Raw genomic sequence first — 17,283 nt, 5'->3', positions numbered from 1 at the left:
CCATGAATATCCTTAACAGTAGATTTTTGCACTATACCGAAAAAATCGTTGACCTATTCTTATTAAATTTATTATGGCTAATAATGTGTATACCTGTTATTACTATTTTTCCGGCAACAGTATCCATGTATGGTGTAATAAGAAAGTGGACAATGAGGAAAGAAACCAATGGGATTTTCCGTACTTTTTTCTCGTTATTTAGAGAATGTTTTATCCAAAGTTTTGGAATTTCGGTGTTATGGGCAGCTCTAGGTTTTTTTATCTATATAGACTTTCGTATTTTACATTTGGACGGTTCATTGATGCATCTTTTATTGCTGGGCATTCTTTGGTTGTTATCCCTATTTTTCTTAGCAATTACTGTTTATCTATTTCCTATTATGGCTCACTTTGATACAAAATGGAAAAATGTCATTAAAAATGCGTTAACTTTGGCAATCACTTATCCTTTGTCAACCATATTATTAATGATGATAGTTTTACTATCATTGTATCTGGTTTATTTGCTTCCTCTATTCATTTTTATTTTAGGAAGTGTTATCGCTTATCTTTCTTATACCATTTGCCATAAATTATTTTTAGGTATGAAGAATTATTAACCTTTTGCTATGATGTTCTTTTATAAAGGAGCCTTCGGAAAAATTTCTGAAGGCTTATCTTAAACCTTGATTAACCTGAATCACTTCTCTTTTCTTCATATTAATCTTACATACGTCAATTACTCCTATGTATATTTAAACACCTTACGAATTTACTTAACCAAGACCTATAAAATGCATCTATAGAAAGATTGAAAGATTAATATATTTCCACATGGTTTAACAAAAATTGTTTTTAGGGAGGAGTCTATACACATTTGAAAAATATTTCTCGGACAATAAAGATTTTGTAGAAATTGTTAATAAAAGGGGAAATAAGAATGGATAAAAAATATAAAAATAAAACAAAAAGTGTATGGTTAGTGTTACTAATATTTATATTTACAACAGTTGCCGCCCCAGTATCCCATATTAAGGCGGATGTCATACCAAATGAAATAACAAATGGTAGTTTTGAATCCGGAGACCTTACCGGATGGAAAGTTGTCAAGGGGGGAGCATTTGGTCCTAACAGTGTATCTAATGCAACAACATGGTGGAATGAAAAAATTCCCTACAACCACGAAGGCAACTATCATTTAGACGGATGGGCTTATCCTGAATCAGAAACTGGAATACTTCGTTCATCTACCTTTCAATTAGGGGGAACAGGTTGGATTTCTTTTAAATTAGGAGGTGGAAAGAATACAGATATATGTAATATTCAAATTTATGATGCTGATACGAAGCAATTAATAGCAAAGTATGGAAATACGGAATTTGTAGATAAGAACTTTCCGCATATAGATCAAGGTATGAATTTAGCTAACATGGTTCAGTATCGAGCTGATCTATCTGCATATAAGGGAAAGAATTTGTATATCGAAATAGTTGATAATGCTGCATCTGATTGGGGATTAATATTTGCGGATGCGTTTAAAACCTATTATGAAACTGTACCTACTGAAGGTACATTGGCAATAGATTTAAGCCAGACTATAACAAATAATATCAATAACCCAGATTTTGAATCTGGAGATTTAAGTGGTTGGAAGGTAACGGGTAATACCTTTGGTGTATCAGATGTAGAAAAGTATTGGCAAACCCATAATTTTAATCAACATGGTAAATATCATGTATGGGGTTTTATTGATCCTGCAAATGGTGGAGCAGGCGATGATGGGCAAGGAGAGATGAAGTCAAATATTTTTAAATTGGGGGGAAATGGCACAATAAATTTCCTTGTGGGAGGAGGTAGTAATATAGATAAACTATATGTAGCACTTGTAAGTGCAAAAGATGGAAAGGAACTTTTTAAAGCAACTGGTAATAACGATGAAGGTTATACTAGAGTTTTATGGGACGCTTCCGCTTACAGAGATCAATATCTATATATAAAAGTAGTTGATAAAATAGGCGGGGGATTTGGACACATCAATGTGGATGATTTTCAGGTTTATAATGTTGATGCGCCAATCAGTGATGATATAACTAATCCAAATTTCGAAACTGGAGATTTAAGCGGGTGGAATTTAGTGAGTGGTGATGCCTTTGATAGCGCTGTCACTAACGCGACGGATGATAATGGAGTGGAACTAAATATTAATGGTGAATATCATTTATGGGATAAGGACAGTTCAAAGGTTGGTGTGTTGAAGTCTTCGGAGTTTGTATTAGGTGGTACAGGTGAAATAAATATGCTGCTTGCGGGCGGGGCAGATAAAGATAATTTATATGTAGCACTCGTAAATTCAAAAGATAATACCGAACTGATAAAAGTAACTAATTCAAAGAATAATGTTCAATACAACAGAGTAGAAATGGATGCTTCACAATATTTAGGGCAAAAAGTATATTTGAAAATTGTCGATAATTCGACGAATGCCTTTGGGTATATAAATGTAGATGATATTCATGTTAAAAACTATGGGATGGCTGCGAACTGGAAATTTGACGAGCAAAAGGGAACTGTAGCTCGGGATTCTGTAAGTGGAATAGATGATTATGTGAATTATGTATTTAATACTTCAACGGAAAAACCTACAACAGGGCCGCTTTGGAAAAAGGGAATTCTAAATAATGCACTATTATTTGACGGATATTCAACATGGATAAGCCGTAGCGCGAATAAATTTCTGAAACCATCTAATGCCATTACTATTTCGGCTTGGGTAGCACCTAGAACCTATGAATGGGGTGATCTTGGACAAGATTCCATCATAGTCAATCAGCAGGACAAAAGTAAGTCTCAAGGATTTGGGCTGGGTATTGGAAGACACGGATCGTGGGATTTGCAACTAGGGATAAATAATGCATGGTTTAGAGTAGATGCAGCTAAAGATAAACCAATTCCTCTAGGAAAATGGTCTTATGTTACAGCAACTTATGATATGGATAGCCAATCTATGAGACTTTACTTAAATGGTGAATTGGCTGGTGAAAAAAAGGTACCTGTTAAAGGTGTTATATCCCCATCAACAGAGCCATTAATAATAGGAAAGCACAATCAACCAGCAATAATAAATGGCGTTTTTTCAGTAAATATGTTCGATGGTTTAATTGATGAATTGAAAATTTCTTATGCTCCAATAACAGCTGAGCAGGTAAAAGATGAATATGATTCATACTTAAATAAGCTAAATCATAATATTCCGAATCCTGAAGCTGCATTGACACTAGATTCAAGTATTTTAGCAGGTGACCGATATAAACCTCAATTTCATTACAGTCCACCACAAAACTGGATGAATGAGCCTCATGCTCCAATTTATTATAATGGAAAATATCATATATTTTATCAGGCTAATCCAAGAGGCCCATATTGGCATTATATTAATTGGGGTCACGCTGTAAGTACAGATTTGGTTCATTGGAAGGAAGAACCTATTGCATTAATGCCACAGGAAAACTCTGTAGCTCCTGATGGAGTTTGGTCAGGTAGTGCAACCTATGATAAAGATGGTAAGCCAGTGTTATTCTTTACAGCAGGAAATGACAGTGCGACTCCAAACCAAAGTATAGGTCTTGCTACAGCTGCTGACTACTCTAATCCTGAATTGCCAAATTGGGATATGAATAATCAGCTGGTTAATGTACAACAAAAAGATATACAGGGGCAAAATGCCAATGAAACTGCTATTTTTGGTGAATTTAGAGATCCATTTGTATTTAAGAATGGAGATAATTGGGTAATGCTAGTAGGTTCAGGGATACAAAAAGATGGAGTTAAAACCGGTGGAACTGTATTGGTGTATACGTCAAAGAATTTAACTTCCTGGGATTACAAAGGACCACTATTCCAAGGCAATCATAATAAACATGTAATAGAAGGAACAGTTTGGGAATTACCTGTTTTCCTTCCATTAAAGGATAGTAAGGGAAAGGACACAGGTAAATATATCATGCTTGTAAGTCCAACTTATTCTAACTTTCAAGAAGCCGCTATGTATCAATCAAAAACAGTATTATATTGGATTGGTAAATGGGACGATAAAACTTACAGATTTAAACCTGATCAAGAAGCACCACAGATGTTTGATTACGGAATGCATTTTTCCGGTCCAAGTGGATTTGTAGATCAAAAAGGAAGGACGATTGTTTTTAGCATTACTCAGGATTCACGTTCAGAACAGGATCATTATAATGCAGGCTGGGCACATAATGCAGGACTTCCATTACAATTAACCTATGATAATGGTAATCTGGTAATCAATCCGATATCAGACGAACTTGATTCACTACATGATAAACAACTTGTAAATTTCTCTAATAAAACTTTACCAGAAGCTAATGTTTTATTGAAGGATGTTAAAGGCGATATGCTGGACATTCAAGTAGAGCTACAGCCAAAAGGAGCAAAGAAGTTTGGCATAAAGGTTAGAAGAAGTCCTGATGGACAGGAAGAAACAGTCCTATATTATGATGCTTCCAATAGCACTTTAAATGTAAATAATAATAAAACAAGTATAGATCCTGATTCGAAAAAAGGCATCTATGGCGGAAAACTTGAACTTGATGGAAAAAAATTAAAACTGCATATTTACATTGACCGATCCCAGATTGAAGCTTATGCAAATGGGTCAAAGAGCATAACTACTCGGGCATATCCAGTTAGATATGATTCATTAGGACTGCAAATTTATGGAGACGGTAATGTGGATGTTAAATCCATGAAAGTATGGTCAATGAAATCTGCCTATGGGGATGGAACTGTAGTCCCAGTAGAGGAGCATAAACAGGATACAAAGATTAAGACAGGAAATATTGAAAATGCAGGATTTGAAACTGGAGACTTGTCAGGGTGGACGGTACAAGGGAATGCATTTTCAAAAGATATGGTGAGTAAAGCTACCGATAGTGGATGGTCAATATTTAATCAGGCCCAGAGAAGTGATGGATCAGCAGGATATCATCTATGGGGATTTAAAGATCCAGCAAAAGGTGGTTTAGGTGATGCAGGTACTGGTTCTTTAATGTCGAATAAATTTAGGCTGGCAGGAGATGGACAAATAAATTTCTTGATAGGTGGTGGAAAGGATTTAGATAATCTTTCTGTAGCTTTAGTAAGAGCTTCTGATAATACTGCCTTGTTAAAGGCTACAGGAAATAATAGTGAACAGTATAGCCGTATAAACTGGGATGCTTCTAAATTCATTGGAGAAGAACTATATATTAAAGTTGTAGATAATTCAACCGGTGGATTTGGGCACATCAATGTTGATGATTTCCATGTTCCTGTTCAGGCAAAAGTAATAAGCGATATCCCAGATATTAATATAGCAATTAAGGAATCGGACAAATATGTTTTGCCTCAAATGGTTGAAGGAATAATGAGTGATGGAAGTAAGGAAGAAGTAAGTGTAACTTGGTCATTAACCAAGGTAGCTAAATCTAGTCCTGGAAATCAGATTTATACAGGAACTGTCAGTGGCTATGATGGAGAAGTGAATTTATTCTTGAATATTAAACCGTAGACGAAGTGTTTAAACAAAAGGGAATTATAGAAAATAAACACATTTGAACGGACTATGCCAAATAAAAGAGCTCCATAAGAAAAGGGTTAGTATCATAATAGAAATTACTTTCTAGCTTGATACAGCTCTTTTTTTAATATTATTAAAGCTTAATGAATGCCAATCATGCTTCTATTAGGAAAGGTAGTAATTTTCTAATTGGCAAAAGCGTGCTAAGTCTTGTGGGTTCGATTCCCAAGCAGTCCCGCCAAATTAAACGACGTATTATTTTTACTTATATTTTTCAAATTAGAATTGAACCTAAGTAAATTTAAGCTTTGCAAGAGCATGCCACAAGACATTAGGTGTGCTTTTGATTTGTGCTTTAGTCTAAAGAATTAGATGGAACGCCTAATGCAGTGAAAATCGCATGTTGGGTGTGGAGCAGGGGAAAAGATGGAGATTACATCAAAGTCTTACCTATTACTATTAAAGTAACGGGGTTCTAGAGTTTAGAAAGACACTGTTCCAACTTGCATTTTCTTACTGTTTTATAGGGGACAATATTGGGGACACTTTGGGGACAAATTTAAGCTAACTGTTTCCAATAACAAAAATTCAATCATAATAAGACTTATTAAAATCCTTGTTACAACAATACTTTCTTAATTAAACTGTTATAATCATAAAGTATATCCATCATTGACAGGGTTGAGGTCGGGGGTTCGAACCCCTCACAGGTCATAACTAGTCCTAACATCTATGGTGTTAGGACTTATTTTTTTGTTGTTTACCAAAAAAAATTTTCATTCAAAGGATACGTGTTTACGTCGTTAATGAACTCAATAATATTCGGTTTTAAACAAGTGATTTCGGAAGAGTTTTAATCATAATTAGCTTATAATCCAAAATGATGAAGGTTTTTTAAATGAATAATAGGGTTCAAAAAAATGGGTTTGTTTTGTTCTTTATTGAGTTAATTATTGATTTTCTGTTATGATTTCTTTAAAGAGCCGTTTTATAAGGTAAACTTAGCTGCAGCGTTAATAATTAGAATGTTATCGTAATCAAATTTTTTAGGAAGTGTGTTTATAGTATGAATTCGCCAGATGAACTCTCAACGGCAGATGTTAATTTTAAAGAACTAGATCATTCTGCTCTTTCTCAAAACATTCATTCATTTTTAAATAGCTTAGATAAAAATGGGGAGTCACGCTTGCCGCAACTTGCTTATCTTGCAACAAGGCATGCCATCCGACAACTTCATCTCCCTCCGGGACAAACAGTACTCGAAAGGGAAATGGTTGACATCTTGGGGATGAGTAGAACTCCGGTTCGTGAGGCTCTCGTGCGTTTAGAGATGGAGGGGTGGGTACGGCTCATTCCGCGCCGCGGGTTTGTTGTAGCACCCATCGTAGCGCATGATCTCCAACAAATTTATGAAGTAGTAGAAGCACTGGATGGGATTTCTGGAAGCCTGGCTGCCAAGCGTGCTACCTCTGAAGAATTAGACAAACTTGACCATTTGATTGAGGAACAAGAAAAAGCACTAAACTCCGAAGATTTACTATTATGGACTGACCTTGATGAGCAATTTCATCAACTCATTGTCGACTTAGCCCAAAATCCCCGTCTGAGAGTGGTTATGGATAGTCAATCTGATCAATTATATCGTGCCCGATTATATACGATTAAACACCGTCCCAAACCAACACGCTCCATAATGGACCACAAAGCCATTGTTGCTGTTATGCGGGCATCAGAACCTGAGGCTGCACGATCTATGTTACAATCCCACCGTTTTAGAGCTCGTAGTGAAATATTAAATATTATCCGATCTCTAACTTAATTAGTGATAAATCACTTAGAGCGCTTTTAAGTAAAATAAAACTTCCTATATAAAAGAAAAGGGCTGTAGAGATTTTTAAGAAATCCGCTACAGCCTCGGCTGGAAAAATACATGTGTTAGATTACATAATTACATAGTTTCCCGATGTTTTTTACTTCCACAGAAACAACATCACCTGACTTCATTGGACAACTGCCAGAGGGTGAACCAGTTGCTAAAACATCACCTGGCTCGAGTGTCATAACCTTTGATATCCAACTGATAAGAAAAGGAATGGAAAGAGACATTTGATTAGTATTACCGTCTTGTACGACGTTACCGTTTAGGGTGGTAACTATTTGTAAATTAGTTGGATCTATACCCGTCACGATACACGGACCTAAAGGACCAAAAGTGTCAAACCCTTTGCCGCGGGTAAATTGGGGATCGGTTTTTGTAAGATCTCTTGCTGTTACATCATTAAAAATTGTACAGCCGAAAACATAATCCAATGCCTCTTCTTCTTTTATATTTTTGCCGCGTTTTCCAATAACAAGTGCCACTTCCCCCTCCAATTCAACCTGCTTGGTTAAATCGCTTGAAGGAAGAATGATTTCCCCGTGATCGGGAATCAAGGAAGATGTCGGCTTTAAGAACAAAAACGGTTCCTTGAGATTAGCCTTTCCTCCAGTTTCTTTTGCGTGTTCAGAATATGTCCACCCGAAATTAATCACTTTTGAGGGTTCAACAGGTTCTAAGATTTTCACATCACTATATTTAACTCTTACGCCATCAAATTTAAGCACATTGTTAACTACTTCCATAAAATTACTAGATAATTGTAGAATTTCGTCATGTTCTACCACTCCGTAATATACTTCACCGTTATCATTCTTATAGCGAACTATCGTTTGTGTTTTTTGTAGTACCTGCATTACCATACCACATCAACTCCATCTATAGATAAAATAATTGCAGCTCCCCGACAATGACAAATCCGGATTCGTCATCGCTAAAGATATGCCAAATCCGAATCTGTACGTAAATCGGCTTAAGACTATGATTTCCATCTTAATCTAGTAAAATAGTTGAATGCGTTTCCACTAACAATTTTATGATATCCAAAAGATTTCATGTAACGGAAATACTTACTTGATGAATCGCACTTGCTGGCTGATCAACTCATATTGTTCGTCCTTCTTTTTATTGAACTCCACTTTATTTTCTTCAAAGATGTTATTTCCTTCTGCGTCAATGGAAACAATCAAGGGACCGAACTCATTCACTTCACATACCCAAAGAGATTCAGGCATTCCAAGGTCTTTCCAATGTACTTCTTTGATTTGTTCAACCTTTGTTGCCGCAAGAACAGCATTTCCAGCTGGGAATACGAGGTGCAGCGCTTTATGAGTCTTACATCCTTCTTCGGTGTTTTTCCCCATTCCACCTTTTCCAACAATGAGTTTAACACCTGTTTCTTCGATAAATTCTTTTTCAAACTTTTCCATTCTCATACTGGTTGTGGGACCAACAGAGACAATCTCGTATTGATTATTTCCAAGGTCTCTTACAATAGGACCTGCATGGAAAATAGCTTTACCACTAAGGTCTACAGGTAATGGGATTTTTTCCTCGATGAGTCTTCTGTGTGCAACATCTCTGCAAGTAACCAGTGTCCCTGTCAGGTAGATGATGTCTCCGATTCGGATATCCTTAAGATCTTCATCCTTTATAGGTGTTGTTAATACTTTCTTACTCATAGTGTTACCCCCTCGTGAGTACTAATTTCATAGTTCAAATTACGATCAAAGGTGATCTTTCCTCTTCTATGGGACCAACATCCTGTATTAACTGCAACTCCAATTGTAGAAGGATGTCTTGCTGTATTCACAACATTTACACCCATGACAGATTTAGATCCCTTAAGTCCCTGAGGTCCAAGGCCAATAGCGTTAATTCCATCTTCAAGAAGTTTTTCCATCTTAGCAGCATTTTCATTATCGTTATGACTTCCAACAGGTCTCATAAGGGCCATCTTTGAATTTAAGGCGGCTGTTTCAACAGAAGTACCGACGCCAACACCTACAAGAAGTGGAGGGCAAGCATTAAGTCCATAACTTGTCATGCGGTCAAGTACAAATTTTACTACGCCTTCATAGCCTTCCCCAGGCATTAGGACTGTTGCCACTCCAGGAAGGGTACATCCGCCCCCTGCCATATAAGTATAGATTTCCACTTGGTCACTGTCTTCTTCGATTTCCCAGAAGATACTAGGTGTACCGTTGCCGATATTCATTCCTGTATTGTACTCATCGAATGTCTCTACAGAATTATGACGCAAAGGGGTTTCTTTGGTCGACTTATACACGCTATCCCTTAGAATGCTATCCAACTGCCCAATCAAGGGGAAGTTCTGTCCACACTTTACAAAAAATTGAAGAACTCCTGTATCTTGACATGAAGGTCTCTTTAACTCGTAAGCTAGCTTCTGGTTATCAAACATTGTTTTGTAGATGATTTTTGCAAGAGGATTATTTTCTTCTTCGCTCAATTCTTTCAGTTTTTTTTCTACATCATCAGGAAGCTTGTAGCTGACGAGCGATATAAATTTGCCCATCATCTCAATCATTTTTTCCTTTTGCCGTATTTTATCCATAGTAGCTGCCATAAATAACTCTCCTTCTCTATCCTTATTGTTTAGTCACCAAATAGTTAGGTGATTTAGGAATAACTTATACGTTTATTATTAAACAACGTATACATTAGTGTCAACATATTTTGTGTAATTAATATTTTGGTTTGAAGAATAATATCTAACAACCTTATTATTATTGAGTTTTATATGTATATTTTGTGAATTCGAAAAATTGGATAAGTGAAAATTAAAATAAATTATTGACATTAATGTATACGTTAAGTGATAATTGCTGTAAGGGTTTTCAGGAAAATCGAAGGAGGAAGACGAATGTCAGAAAAAAATAGTTTTCGTATAGCAACTGTCCCGTGAGATACTAGACGGGAGATAGTTTGAAGAATACTGCGATCATCTTGCATTAGTACCAAACTGTTAATGAAGAATAATAGAATGTTATGTAGGAATTCATCAGGAGAATAATCAGGACTTGGTGATAGAGTCTTTCAAATAAGTACATACCAGAGGTTATCATCCAATCCTTGATAGTACGAAATAAGGTTTCTAAATAGAAGATTTGTCATACTTTTTCCATAACTAGTATTCGAAAAGATTGAAAGTTTATCAGTTTATCCAAGGATAATGTTCACCACATATTTAGGGGGGAAATCTTATGAGTGTTAACTTGCAAGATTTGAAAGCGATTACCAAAAAAACTAATTTACGTTATTTGACTTTGGCTATATTATTTATCACAACAGCAGTTAACTATATCGACCGATCGGCGCTAAGTGTAGCTGCCCCTGTAATGAACAAGGATTTACAATTGGATGCCGTAGCATTGGGAATCGCTTTCTCTGGGTTCAACTGGGCCTATGCCTTTCTGCAAATCCCAGGAGGATGGTTATTGGATCGATTTGGGGCCCGTGTTGTTTATGGGATTGGGTTGTTCCTATGGTCGCTATTCACCTTTTTTCAAGGGTGGGTTAGCGGTTTCCTAATGTTATTCCTTCTACGATTTGTGGTAGGGGCTGCAGAAGCTCCTTCGTTTCCGGGAAATAGCAGATTAACAGCCATGTGGTTTCCTCAGCATGAACGTGGCAGGGCAGTTTCCGTGTATAATTCTGCCCAATATTTTGGACTAGCTTTGTTTACACCAGTGTTGGCTTTGCTTCTACAGAAGTATGGCTGGCATATGATATTCTATGTTGCAGGTATCGCTGGCATTGTGGTCTCGTTCTTTTGGTTCAAACATATCCATGAGCCCAAAAAGCATCCAAAAGCAAATCAAGCCGAAATTGACTATATTCTTGAGGGGGGCGGTCTGGCGAATGCAGGGGATAAACCGATAAAAATAAGGTGGGCCCATGCAAAACTCCTGTTGACCAACCGTCAAATGGTAGGAATTTATATAGCGCAATTTTGCCTAAATACAATTGTTTGGTTTTTCTTAACCTGGTTCCCTACGTATCTTGTTGAAGAAAAACATATGTCCATGCTCAAGGTTGGATTTATGGCTTCTATTCCATATGCAGGCGCCTTTTTCGGCGGAATCATTGGCGGATATATATCGGACTACTTGTTAAAGCGTGGGAAGTCTCTCGGAGCAGCACGTAAAACTCCAATTATCATTGGGTTCTTGTTTTCAAGTGTTATCGTCTTGGCAAACTATACTTCATCTCCAGCACTTATTATGCTCATCATGTCAGTTTCCTTTTTTGCCAAAGGGATGGCAGGTGCCACTTGGACTCTAGTTGGCGATATGTCTCCAAAAGAAATTATAGGACTGAGCGGCGGTATCTTTAATACATCGGGTAACTTGGCAGGTATCGTGATTCCTATCGTAGTAGGATATATTTTGAGTACAACGCATTCCTTTAGTGCCGCATTATTCTTTATTGGCGGAGTATTGTTAATCGGAGCATTTTCTTACATTTTCATCGTGAACAAAGTTGAACGAATCGAACTACCTCCTGAACTAAAAGAGGAAAAGCAGCCTCAATTAAAGGTACAGGCATAAAAAAGTTCAAGTACTAAAAAAGGCTAGCCTACATTGGCTAGCCTTTAATCATATTGGGTGGACAACTAGGTGAATATTTTAATAGATTAATTTTTATTACAAAAGTGGTAATAAGTTGTTCTATATTTGCATGTTTGTTTGCTCTCATAGGTCACCATAGAAACCTAACATCATCATTAGGCTTCTATGTTTTTTTTGCCTAATAAAGCACCCGCCATAAGTAAAACGTAGCATAGGCCTGCCAGCCGGACCAGCTTAATGAAAGTTCCATTAGTTCTTCCTTCGAAGGCTTTTTCTCCGAACCCCTCATGAACTTGATCGCGTTATGCAAACCGACATCATCAATCGGAAAAGCTGTTGGAAATCGTAAGCATCGCATTAAAACGTAATTGGCAGTCCATGGACCAATCCCGCGTATCTTAATCAAACTTTTTTCCGCATCTTTAAAATCCATAGCCAATAGTCTTTCTTTTGAAAGTTCACCAATGTCCATTAACTTGGCAATGCCAATGATATATTCACTTTTTCTCACAGTCATTTTTATATCCGCAAAATCTTCAAGTGTTAATTTACTGATTTTTTTATAGGTTGGGAAGGTCCAATATTTTTTACCATTCCATTCAATGGACTCCCCAAATCTTTCAACAAACTGTCTTTTTAGTGTGTAGGCAAATGCTAAATTAATTTGCTGCCCTAAAACACCCCAACAAAGAGCCTCAAACAAATCGGGCACACCAATTACTCTTAATCCGCGGAATTCTTGGACGGGTTTTTCGAGCAGCGGATCTCCTTTGGCCATTTCGAAAAATGGAGATAAATTTCGGTCTAAATCAAACCATTCCCAAATGAAGCTAAAAACTTTTCTCCATTCTTTTTCGTCTGGTGTAGAATCTATAAACTGGACGATCATTTGGTTTTTATCATTTACGTACAGCTGAACAAGTCTGTTGGCTGCCCCTGTCTGAACTACTCTTGTAATAACATTATTTTCAATGTCATACGTGCATTCATTCTTATTTCGTCCTAAATAGCCAAGATTTGCAGCCATATTAAAGTCTAGCGGTAAATGAATATAAAGCTTATCATTCTCAACAAACCAATGATTTTCTCTTACGTTTGACAAAATTATCACCCGCATTCCTTTTCTATTATTATCACAAAAACTGATTTCGTAATCTTGCTCTTCTATTTTGAAAACAGCTATTTCTATTTGGGGTGCGTTATAATATGGTTAGAGGTGGAACAATGAGTGGACAAAAAGGTTTTGATAACGGAATGATAACAGATGAAAATTGGCGGGCAATTATTGAAAACGACGCTGCATACAATGATTTATTTTTTTATGCTGTAAAGACTACAGGGATCTTCTGTAAACCATCCTGCAAGTCACGTGTTCCCAAAAAAGAGAATGTTCGAATCTTTCAAAGTACCGAAGAAGCCTTTGCAGCCAATTTCCGTCCGTGTAAACGATGTAAGCCCACTGAACAAAACCTGCCTGACCAAGAATGGATCAGTAAGATTACTAATCATATCAATGAAAATTATCATAGCAAACTGACGCTTGAAACCCTGGCGATCATCAGTCATGGAAGTCCCTACCACTTGCAGCGAACCTTTAAAAAAGTTACAGGAATGACTCCTGTTGAATATATTCAGGAAGTTAGGATCATAAAGGCTAAAGAGCTTTTAGTAAAGTCTGACCGAGCAGTTACGGATATATCTAGAATGGTAGGTATCCCTAATACCCCTTATTTTATAACACTTTTTAAAAAGAAGACGGGAGACACACCCGTACAATACCGTCAGTCAAAATGTATCACGGAGGAATGGGAAAGTGAAATCTCAGATTAAGCCGACTATTTATTGGTCAATATTAAACTATAAGGATTGGGAAATGTACATCGCGGCTACTTCAAAGGGACTTTGCTTTGTAGGTTCTCAGAGTATGCCGTTTGAAGAATTAAAATCATGGGCCAACAAACGGTTTCCAGGAAGCCCCCTTAGTGAAAGTCAGGAAACGCTCATGAAGTATAAAGGAGAATTGGTTGAATATCTTGATGGCAAACGTAAGACCTTTACCATTCCGTTTGATTACAATGGAACTGACTTCCAACTATCAGTTTGGAACGCTTTGTGTGAGATCCCTTACGGTGAAATAAGATCTTATTCCGAGATAGCCAATAAAATAAACAAACCCGCGGCTGTTCGGGCTGTTGGTACAGCAATTGGCGCTAACCCTATTTTAATAACCGTGCCTTGCCATCGTGTCGTAGGAAAGAACGGAGCGTTGACTGGTTATCGGGGCGGTTTAGAGATGAAGACCCGGCTTCTTGAATTGGAACGACAAGGATTATCACAATAAAAAAGGTGTCAAACAACTAATTTTCATCAGTTGTTTGGCACCTTTAATAATTTGCTTTACGCAAATTGAAACTCTTTATCTGCAAGTGAGAGTAGGCTATCCGCAAATTGAAAGACTCTATCAGCAAGTAGGAGGAGCTTAACCGCAAGTTAAGACACTCTATCCGCAAATTATCTTATTTATTCTCTACTTTTTCTAACATATCTATCATTTCTTGTGCATCATGGCTTAAGTTCAATTTTGCATTGGATGAAAGATCGTTTTGATTTGTTTTCTTGGCTAATTCAGAAGCGAATTTTTCCATAAAAGTTAGTGCAGTATCAACTGATCCTTTTTCCAAATGGAACTGGGCCTGTTTCAGTGAATTTTCTAATTGTGGAACAATCGGACCAGACAACTCTCCATTTGCTTTATAATCCTCAATCTTATTGTCTAATACCGACAACACACCAGGTGTCCAGTATACATTGATTGGAACGTTAGCCCAGTTGATATCACTTCCAAAATAAAAGCTTGTATAAGAAGGCTGATTATAGGCTGTGTTCTGCCTAGCTACTTCCGCGCGATATTGAGGATCATGCATTAATGTATACAATTTATGATTTGTTACTTCCGTGCTTAGGTAAACCCGGATGGCAGAGCTATCGGCAGTTCTGACAAGGAGCTCTTCACGCCAATCACCAAATATGTCAGCTACTAATCCAGGATTTCCCTTTGTATCATTATTTGTTCTAGTGCCCTCAGCAGTAAGTACAGTACCTTTCAGCCAATCTTTAATAGTAGGTGTTACATCCTTTGCACCATCCACAATCTGTGTAGTCATATCTGCAGCCCACTTAATATTCATATTAGTTCCTGGTGCAGTATTACTAATTTTTTGTCCATCCGCTGTCCATAAACCAACAGCCCATGTTTCTAAACCAGGATGCGATGGATCAATATCTCCAACCATCCCTCGGCCAGTATCTTTACCAGTATAACCACCATAAATCGTTTGACCAGTTTTAGCATCACGGAGTGAATACCCATATGGAGCTCCTGTTGCTCCCTCATGAACCATAAAAGTTTCCAAACCAGGTCTATTTGGATCAATGTCTGTTACATGAAGTGCATCCCCATGTCCCAATCTGGCAAGTGTTCCTGGTGATGAGCTTTGTGGCGGCAGGATATCCTTTGAACTGTATAACAGAGAGCCGTCATGGTCGATGGTAGCTCCCCCATAAACGATTTCTTGCTTTCCATCACCATCAACATCTGCCGCACTTAACGAGTGTGCCCCCTGGGTAGTAATCGAACCATATTGTGGATCCGTACCGTCTTTTCCATGTGGACTGTCATTAAATGGATTAGTCATTGGTGTCCAGCCGCTGTCAACCGCCCAGTTTTCCTTCAGTTTTTTTCCATCCCAGCTATATGTAACCAGATTGGTTCTTGTGTAATAACCGCGGGCAAAAACAGCATAAGGCTTTTCACCATCGAGATAAGCTACACTTGCTAGGAAGCGGTCGACACGGTTTCCTGGCTCAATTCTTGCCATCGCGTAGTCGCCCCACATCAGGCCATCATCATACCGTCCAGGTTTATAGTCAATGGTATCCATTTCGGCACCGGTTTCACCATTAAAGACAGACAAATACTCAGGGCCGTCAACAATAAATCCTTCAAAGTTTCTGAGCTTGTTATTGCTGCTTCGGCTAGGGGCATATACATCCATGAAATAATTGGTTAAGCTTTCAGCATCTTCTTTCGAAAGTGGATAGCTGTATTTCTTTGCAATTCCAACACATTCTTCCAGTGTTTTTGGCCAATGCCCATTCACTACCTCTTCCTGCTTGTCCCAGTTCATAAACATTTTAACCACATGATTATAATAATCTTCTTTACTCATCCGATAATCATCGGTATTGCTATATCCTGCCTCAATGTCCTTTTGCTGCATCGTGATATATTTTTCAGAGGTGACGTTTCCTGCTTGGTCGTAGTTGATCACCTTTGTTCCTGGCGCAGTTTTGAACATCATTTCGGATTTTCCGTCCCCGTCAAAATCATATACAAGGAATTGGGTATAGTGGGCACCGGATCGAATATTCACGCCTAGATCGATGCGATAGAGGAGAGTGCCGTCAAACTTATAGCAATCAATATACGTATTACCGGTGTAGCCTACTTGTGACACATCCTTGGCATTAGAAGGATACCATTTGACGAAAAATTCGTATTTCCCGTCGCCGTCAACATCTCCAACACTCATATCATTTGCCGAATAAGTGTACGTTTCACCAGCTGGGGTTACTCCGTCTGCTGGCTTTTTTAGAGCTAAATCATAATAGGCTTGACCCCATGCTGTGACGGATGCACTCTGGTCTAATTCTTTACCATCTAAAACGGAACTTACATAGTACTTGGAGGCAGTACTGCCGTCTTTATCTAAGAAGTTGGTACTGTCTGTTACCGTTGCGATCTTTTTCCCGTCGCGATAGACATTAAAATCCACACCTGTTAAACCAGTTTCAGAAGATCCTTTTGCTTCATTTGCCAGGAGGCGCCAGCTTAAAAAGACTCCTTCAGATGTAGAGGCGGCTACTAAACCTCTGTCAAGGTACTCTAATTGGACTCCTTTTCCCTGGAACTTGCTTGAAGGCTGGTTGTTTTGGACTCCGCTGGCAGTGACAGTTGAAACACTTGTTAATAACAGGGGTAAGGCGATTGTGGTAGATAAAAGCTTTTTAGTAATAGAACGTTTCTTCAAATTTTTATCCTCCTAAAGACTGTATTTTATTAAGCATATATAAATGATTGCGCTTACAGTAGTGAGTGCCAACACCTCTCTCTTTTAAAAGTACAAGCCAAAGTGGATTCCAGGATGAAAAGACCCTCTTCATTATATTTTAATTATTCTGAACAATTAATT

Annotated in this window: 11 protein-coding genes; 6 read left to right on the top strand and 5 right to left on the bottom strand. The window is 37.7% G+C overall.

The features are described 5' to 3' along the window. The first annotated feature begins 2 nt into the window (after positions 1 to 2). The 3 genes from V7266_RS16065 to V7266_RS16055 all read left to right on the top strand — a co-directional run bounded on the left by V7266_RS16065 (position 3) and on the right by V7266_RS16055 (position 7,379). The gene (locus V7266_RS16065; RefSeq protein ID WP_335468995.1) at positions 3 to 599 is read left to right on the top strand and encodes a YesL family protein; all 597 of its coding nucleotides are present in this window, start codon (positions 3 to 5) and stop codon (positions 597 to 599) included. Between the two features lie 320 nt (positions 600 to 919). After that, a complete protein-coding gene (locus tag V7266_RS16060; protein WP_335468992.1) occupies positions 920 to 5,551 on the top strand; it encodes a GH32 C-terminal domain-containing protein in 4,632 nt (1,543 codons plus the stop codon). Between the two features lie 1,075 nt (positions 5,552 to 6,626). After that, positions 6,627 to 7,379: a GntR family transcriptional regulator gene (locus V7266_RS16055; RefSeq protein ID WP_335468990.1), complete on the top strand. Its 753-nt coding sequence runs from the start codon at positions 6,627 to 6,629 to the stop codon at positions 7,377 to 7,379. 116 nt (positions 7,380 to 7,495) lie between these two features. Here V7266_RS16055 and V7266_RS16050 read toward each other — a convergent pair whose 3' ends face one another. The 3 genes from V7266_RS16050 to ttdA form a co-directional block, all read right to left on the bottom strand. After that, positions 7,496 to 8,293, bottom strand: a complete 798-nt coding sequence (locus tag V7266_RS16050) for a fumarylacetoacetate hydrolase family protein (protein WP_335468988.1) — start codon at positions 8,291 to 8,293, stop codon at positions 7,496 to 7,498. A 213-nt stretch (positions 8,294 to 8,506) separates the two neighbouring features. Beyond that, positions 8,507 to 9,118, bottom strand: coding sequence for a L(+)-tartrate dehydratase subunit beta (ttdB, locus tag V7266_RS16045; protein ID WP_335468987.1), 612 nt, complete (start codon positions 9,116 to 9,118; stop codon positions 8,507 to 8,509). Further along, positions 9,115 to 10,026, bottom strand: coding sequence for a L(+)-tartrate dehydratase subunit alpha (gene ttdA, locus V7266_RS16040; RefSeq protein ID WP_335468985.1), 912 nt, complete (start codon positions 10,024 to 10,026; stop codon positions 9,115 to 9,117). The genes ttdB and ttdA overlap by 4 nt, the downstream gene beginning before the upstream one ends. A gap of 637 nt (positions 10,027 to 10,663) precedes the next feature. On the opposite strand from ttdA, the gene V7266_RS16035 reads away from it, so the two are divergent. Continuing rightward, the gene (locus V7266_RS16035) at positions 10,664 to 12,010 is read left to right on the top strand and encodes an MFS transporter (protein ID WP_335468983.1); all 1,347 of its coding nucleotides are present in this window, start codon (positions 10,664 to 10,666) and stop codon (positions 12,008 to 12,010) included. A 199-nt stretch (positions 12,011 to 12,209) separates the two neighbouring features. On the opposite strand, the gene V7266_RS16030 is transcribed toward V7266_RS16035, so the two are convergent. After that, entirely contained in the window at positions 12,210 to 13,058 is an 849-nt protein-coding gene (locus tag V7266_RS16030) for a DNA-3-methyladenine glycosylase family protein (RefSeq protein WP_335469015.1), read from the bottom strand. 197 nt (positions 13,059 to 13,255) lie between these two features. Between V7266_RS16030 and V7266_RS16025 the strand changes: the two genes are divergently transcribed. Further along, on the top strand, positions 13,256 to 13,861 hold the full coding sequence (locus V7266_RS16025; RefSeq protein ID WP_335468981.1) for a bifunctional transcriptional activator/DNA repair enzyme AdaA: 606 nt from the start codon (positions 13,256 to 13,258) through the stop codon (positions 13,859 to 13,861). Continuing rightward, a complete protein-coding gene (locus V7266_RS16020; protein ID WP_335468980.1) occupies positions 13,845 to 14,372 on the top strand; it encodes a methylated-DNA--[protein]-cysteine S-methyltransferase in 528 nt (175 codons plus the stop codon). The genes V7266_RS16025 and V7266_RS16020 overlap by 17 nt, the downstream gene beginning before the upstream one ends. A 175-nt stretch (positions 14,373 to 14,547) precedes the next feature. Here V7266_RS16020 and V7266_RS16015 read toward each other — a convergent pair whose 3' ends face one another. After that, entirely contained in the window at positions 14,548 to 17,121 is a 2,574-nt protein-coding gene (locus V7266_RS16015; RefSeq protein ID WP_335468979.1) for a rhamnogalacturonan lyase, read from the bottom strand. Between the last annotated feature and the right edge of the window lie 162 nt (positions 17,122 to 17,283).

This window comes from Neobacillus drentensis (assembly GCF_036965645.1).
GTDB lineage: Bacteria > Bacillota > Bacilli > Bacillales > Cytobacillaceae > Neobacillus > Neobacillus drentensis_D.
The sequence above is the reverse complement of the archived record's forward strand: the minus strand, read 5'-3'. Positions and strand labels throughout refer to the sequence as shown.

Bases quoted from the DNA above. Each gene is read 5' to 3' on its own strand.
- V7266_RS16065 (WP_335468995.1), top strand. From the start codon at position 3: ATGAATATCCTTAACAGTAGATTTTTGCACTATACCGAAAAAATCGTT.
- V7266_RS16060 (WP_335468992.1), top strand. From the start codon at position 920: ATGGATAAAAAATATAAAAATAAAACAAAAAGTGTATGGTTAGTGTTA.
- V7266_RS16055 (WP_335468990.1), top strand. From the start codon at position 6,627: ATGAATTCGCCAGATGAACTCTCAACGGCAGATGTTAATTTTAAAGAA.
- V7266_RS16050 (WP_335468988.1), bottom strand. From the start codon at position 8,293: ATGCAGGTACTACAAAAAACACAAACGATAGTTCGCTATAAGAATGAT.
- ttdB (WP_335468987.1), bottom strand. From the start codon at position 9,118: ATGAGTAAGAAAGTATTAACAACACCTATAAAGGATGAAGATCTTAAG.
- ttdA (WP_335468985.1), bottom strand. From the start codon at position 10,026: ATGGCAGCTACTATGGATAAAATACGGCAAAAGGAAAAAATGATTGAG.
- V7266_RS16035 (WP_335468983.1), top strand. From the start codon at position 10,664: ATGAGTGTTAACTTGCAAGATTTGAAAGCGATTACCAAAAAAACTAAT.
- V7266_RS16030 (WP_335469015.1), bottom strand. From the start codon at position 13,058: ATGGCTGCAAATCTTGGCTATTTAGGACGAAATAAGAATGAATGCACG.
- V7266_RS16025 (WP_335468981.1), top strand. From the start codon at position 13,256: ATGAGTGGACAAAAAGGTTTTGATAACGGAATGATAACAGATGAAAAT.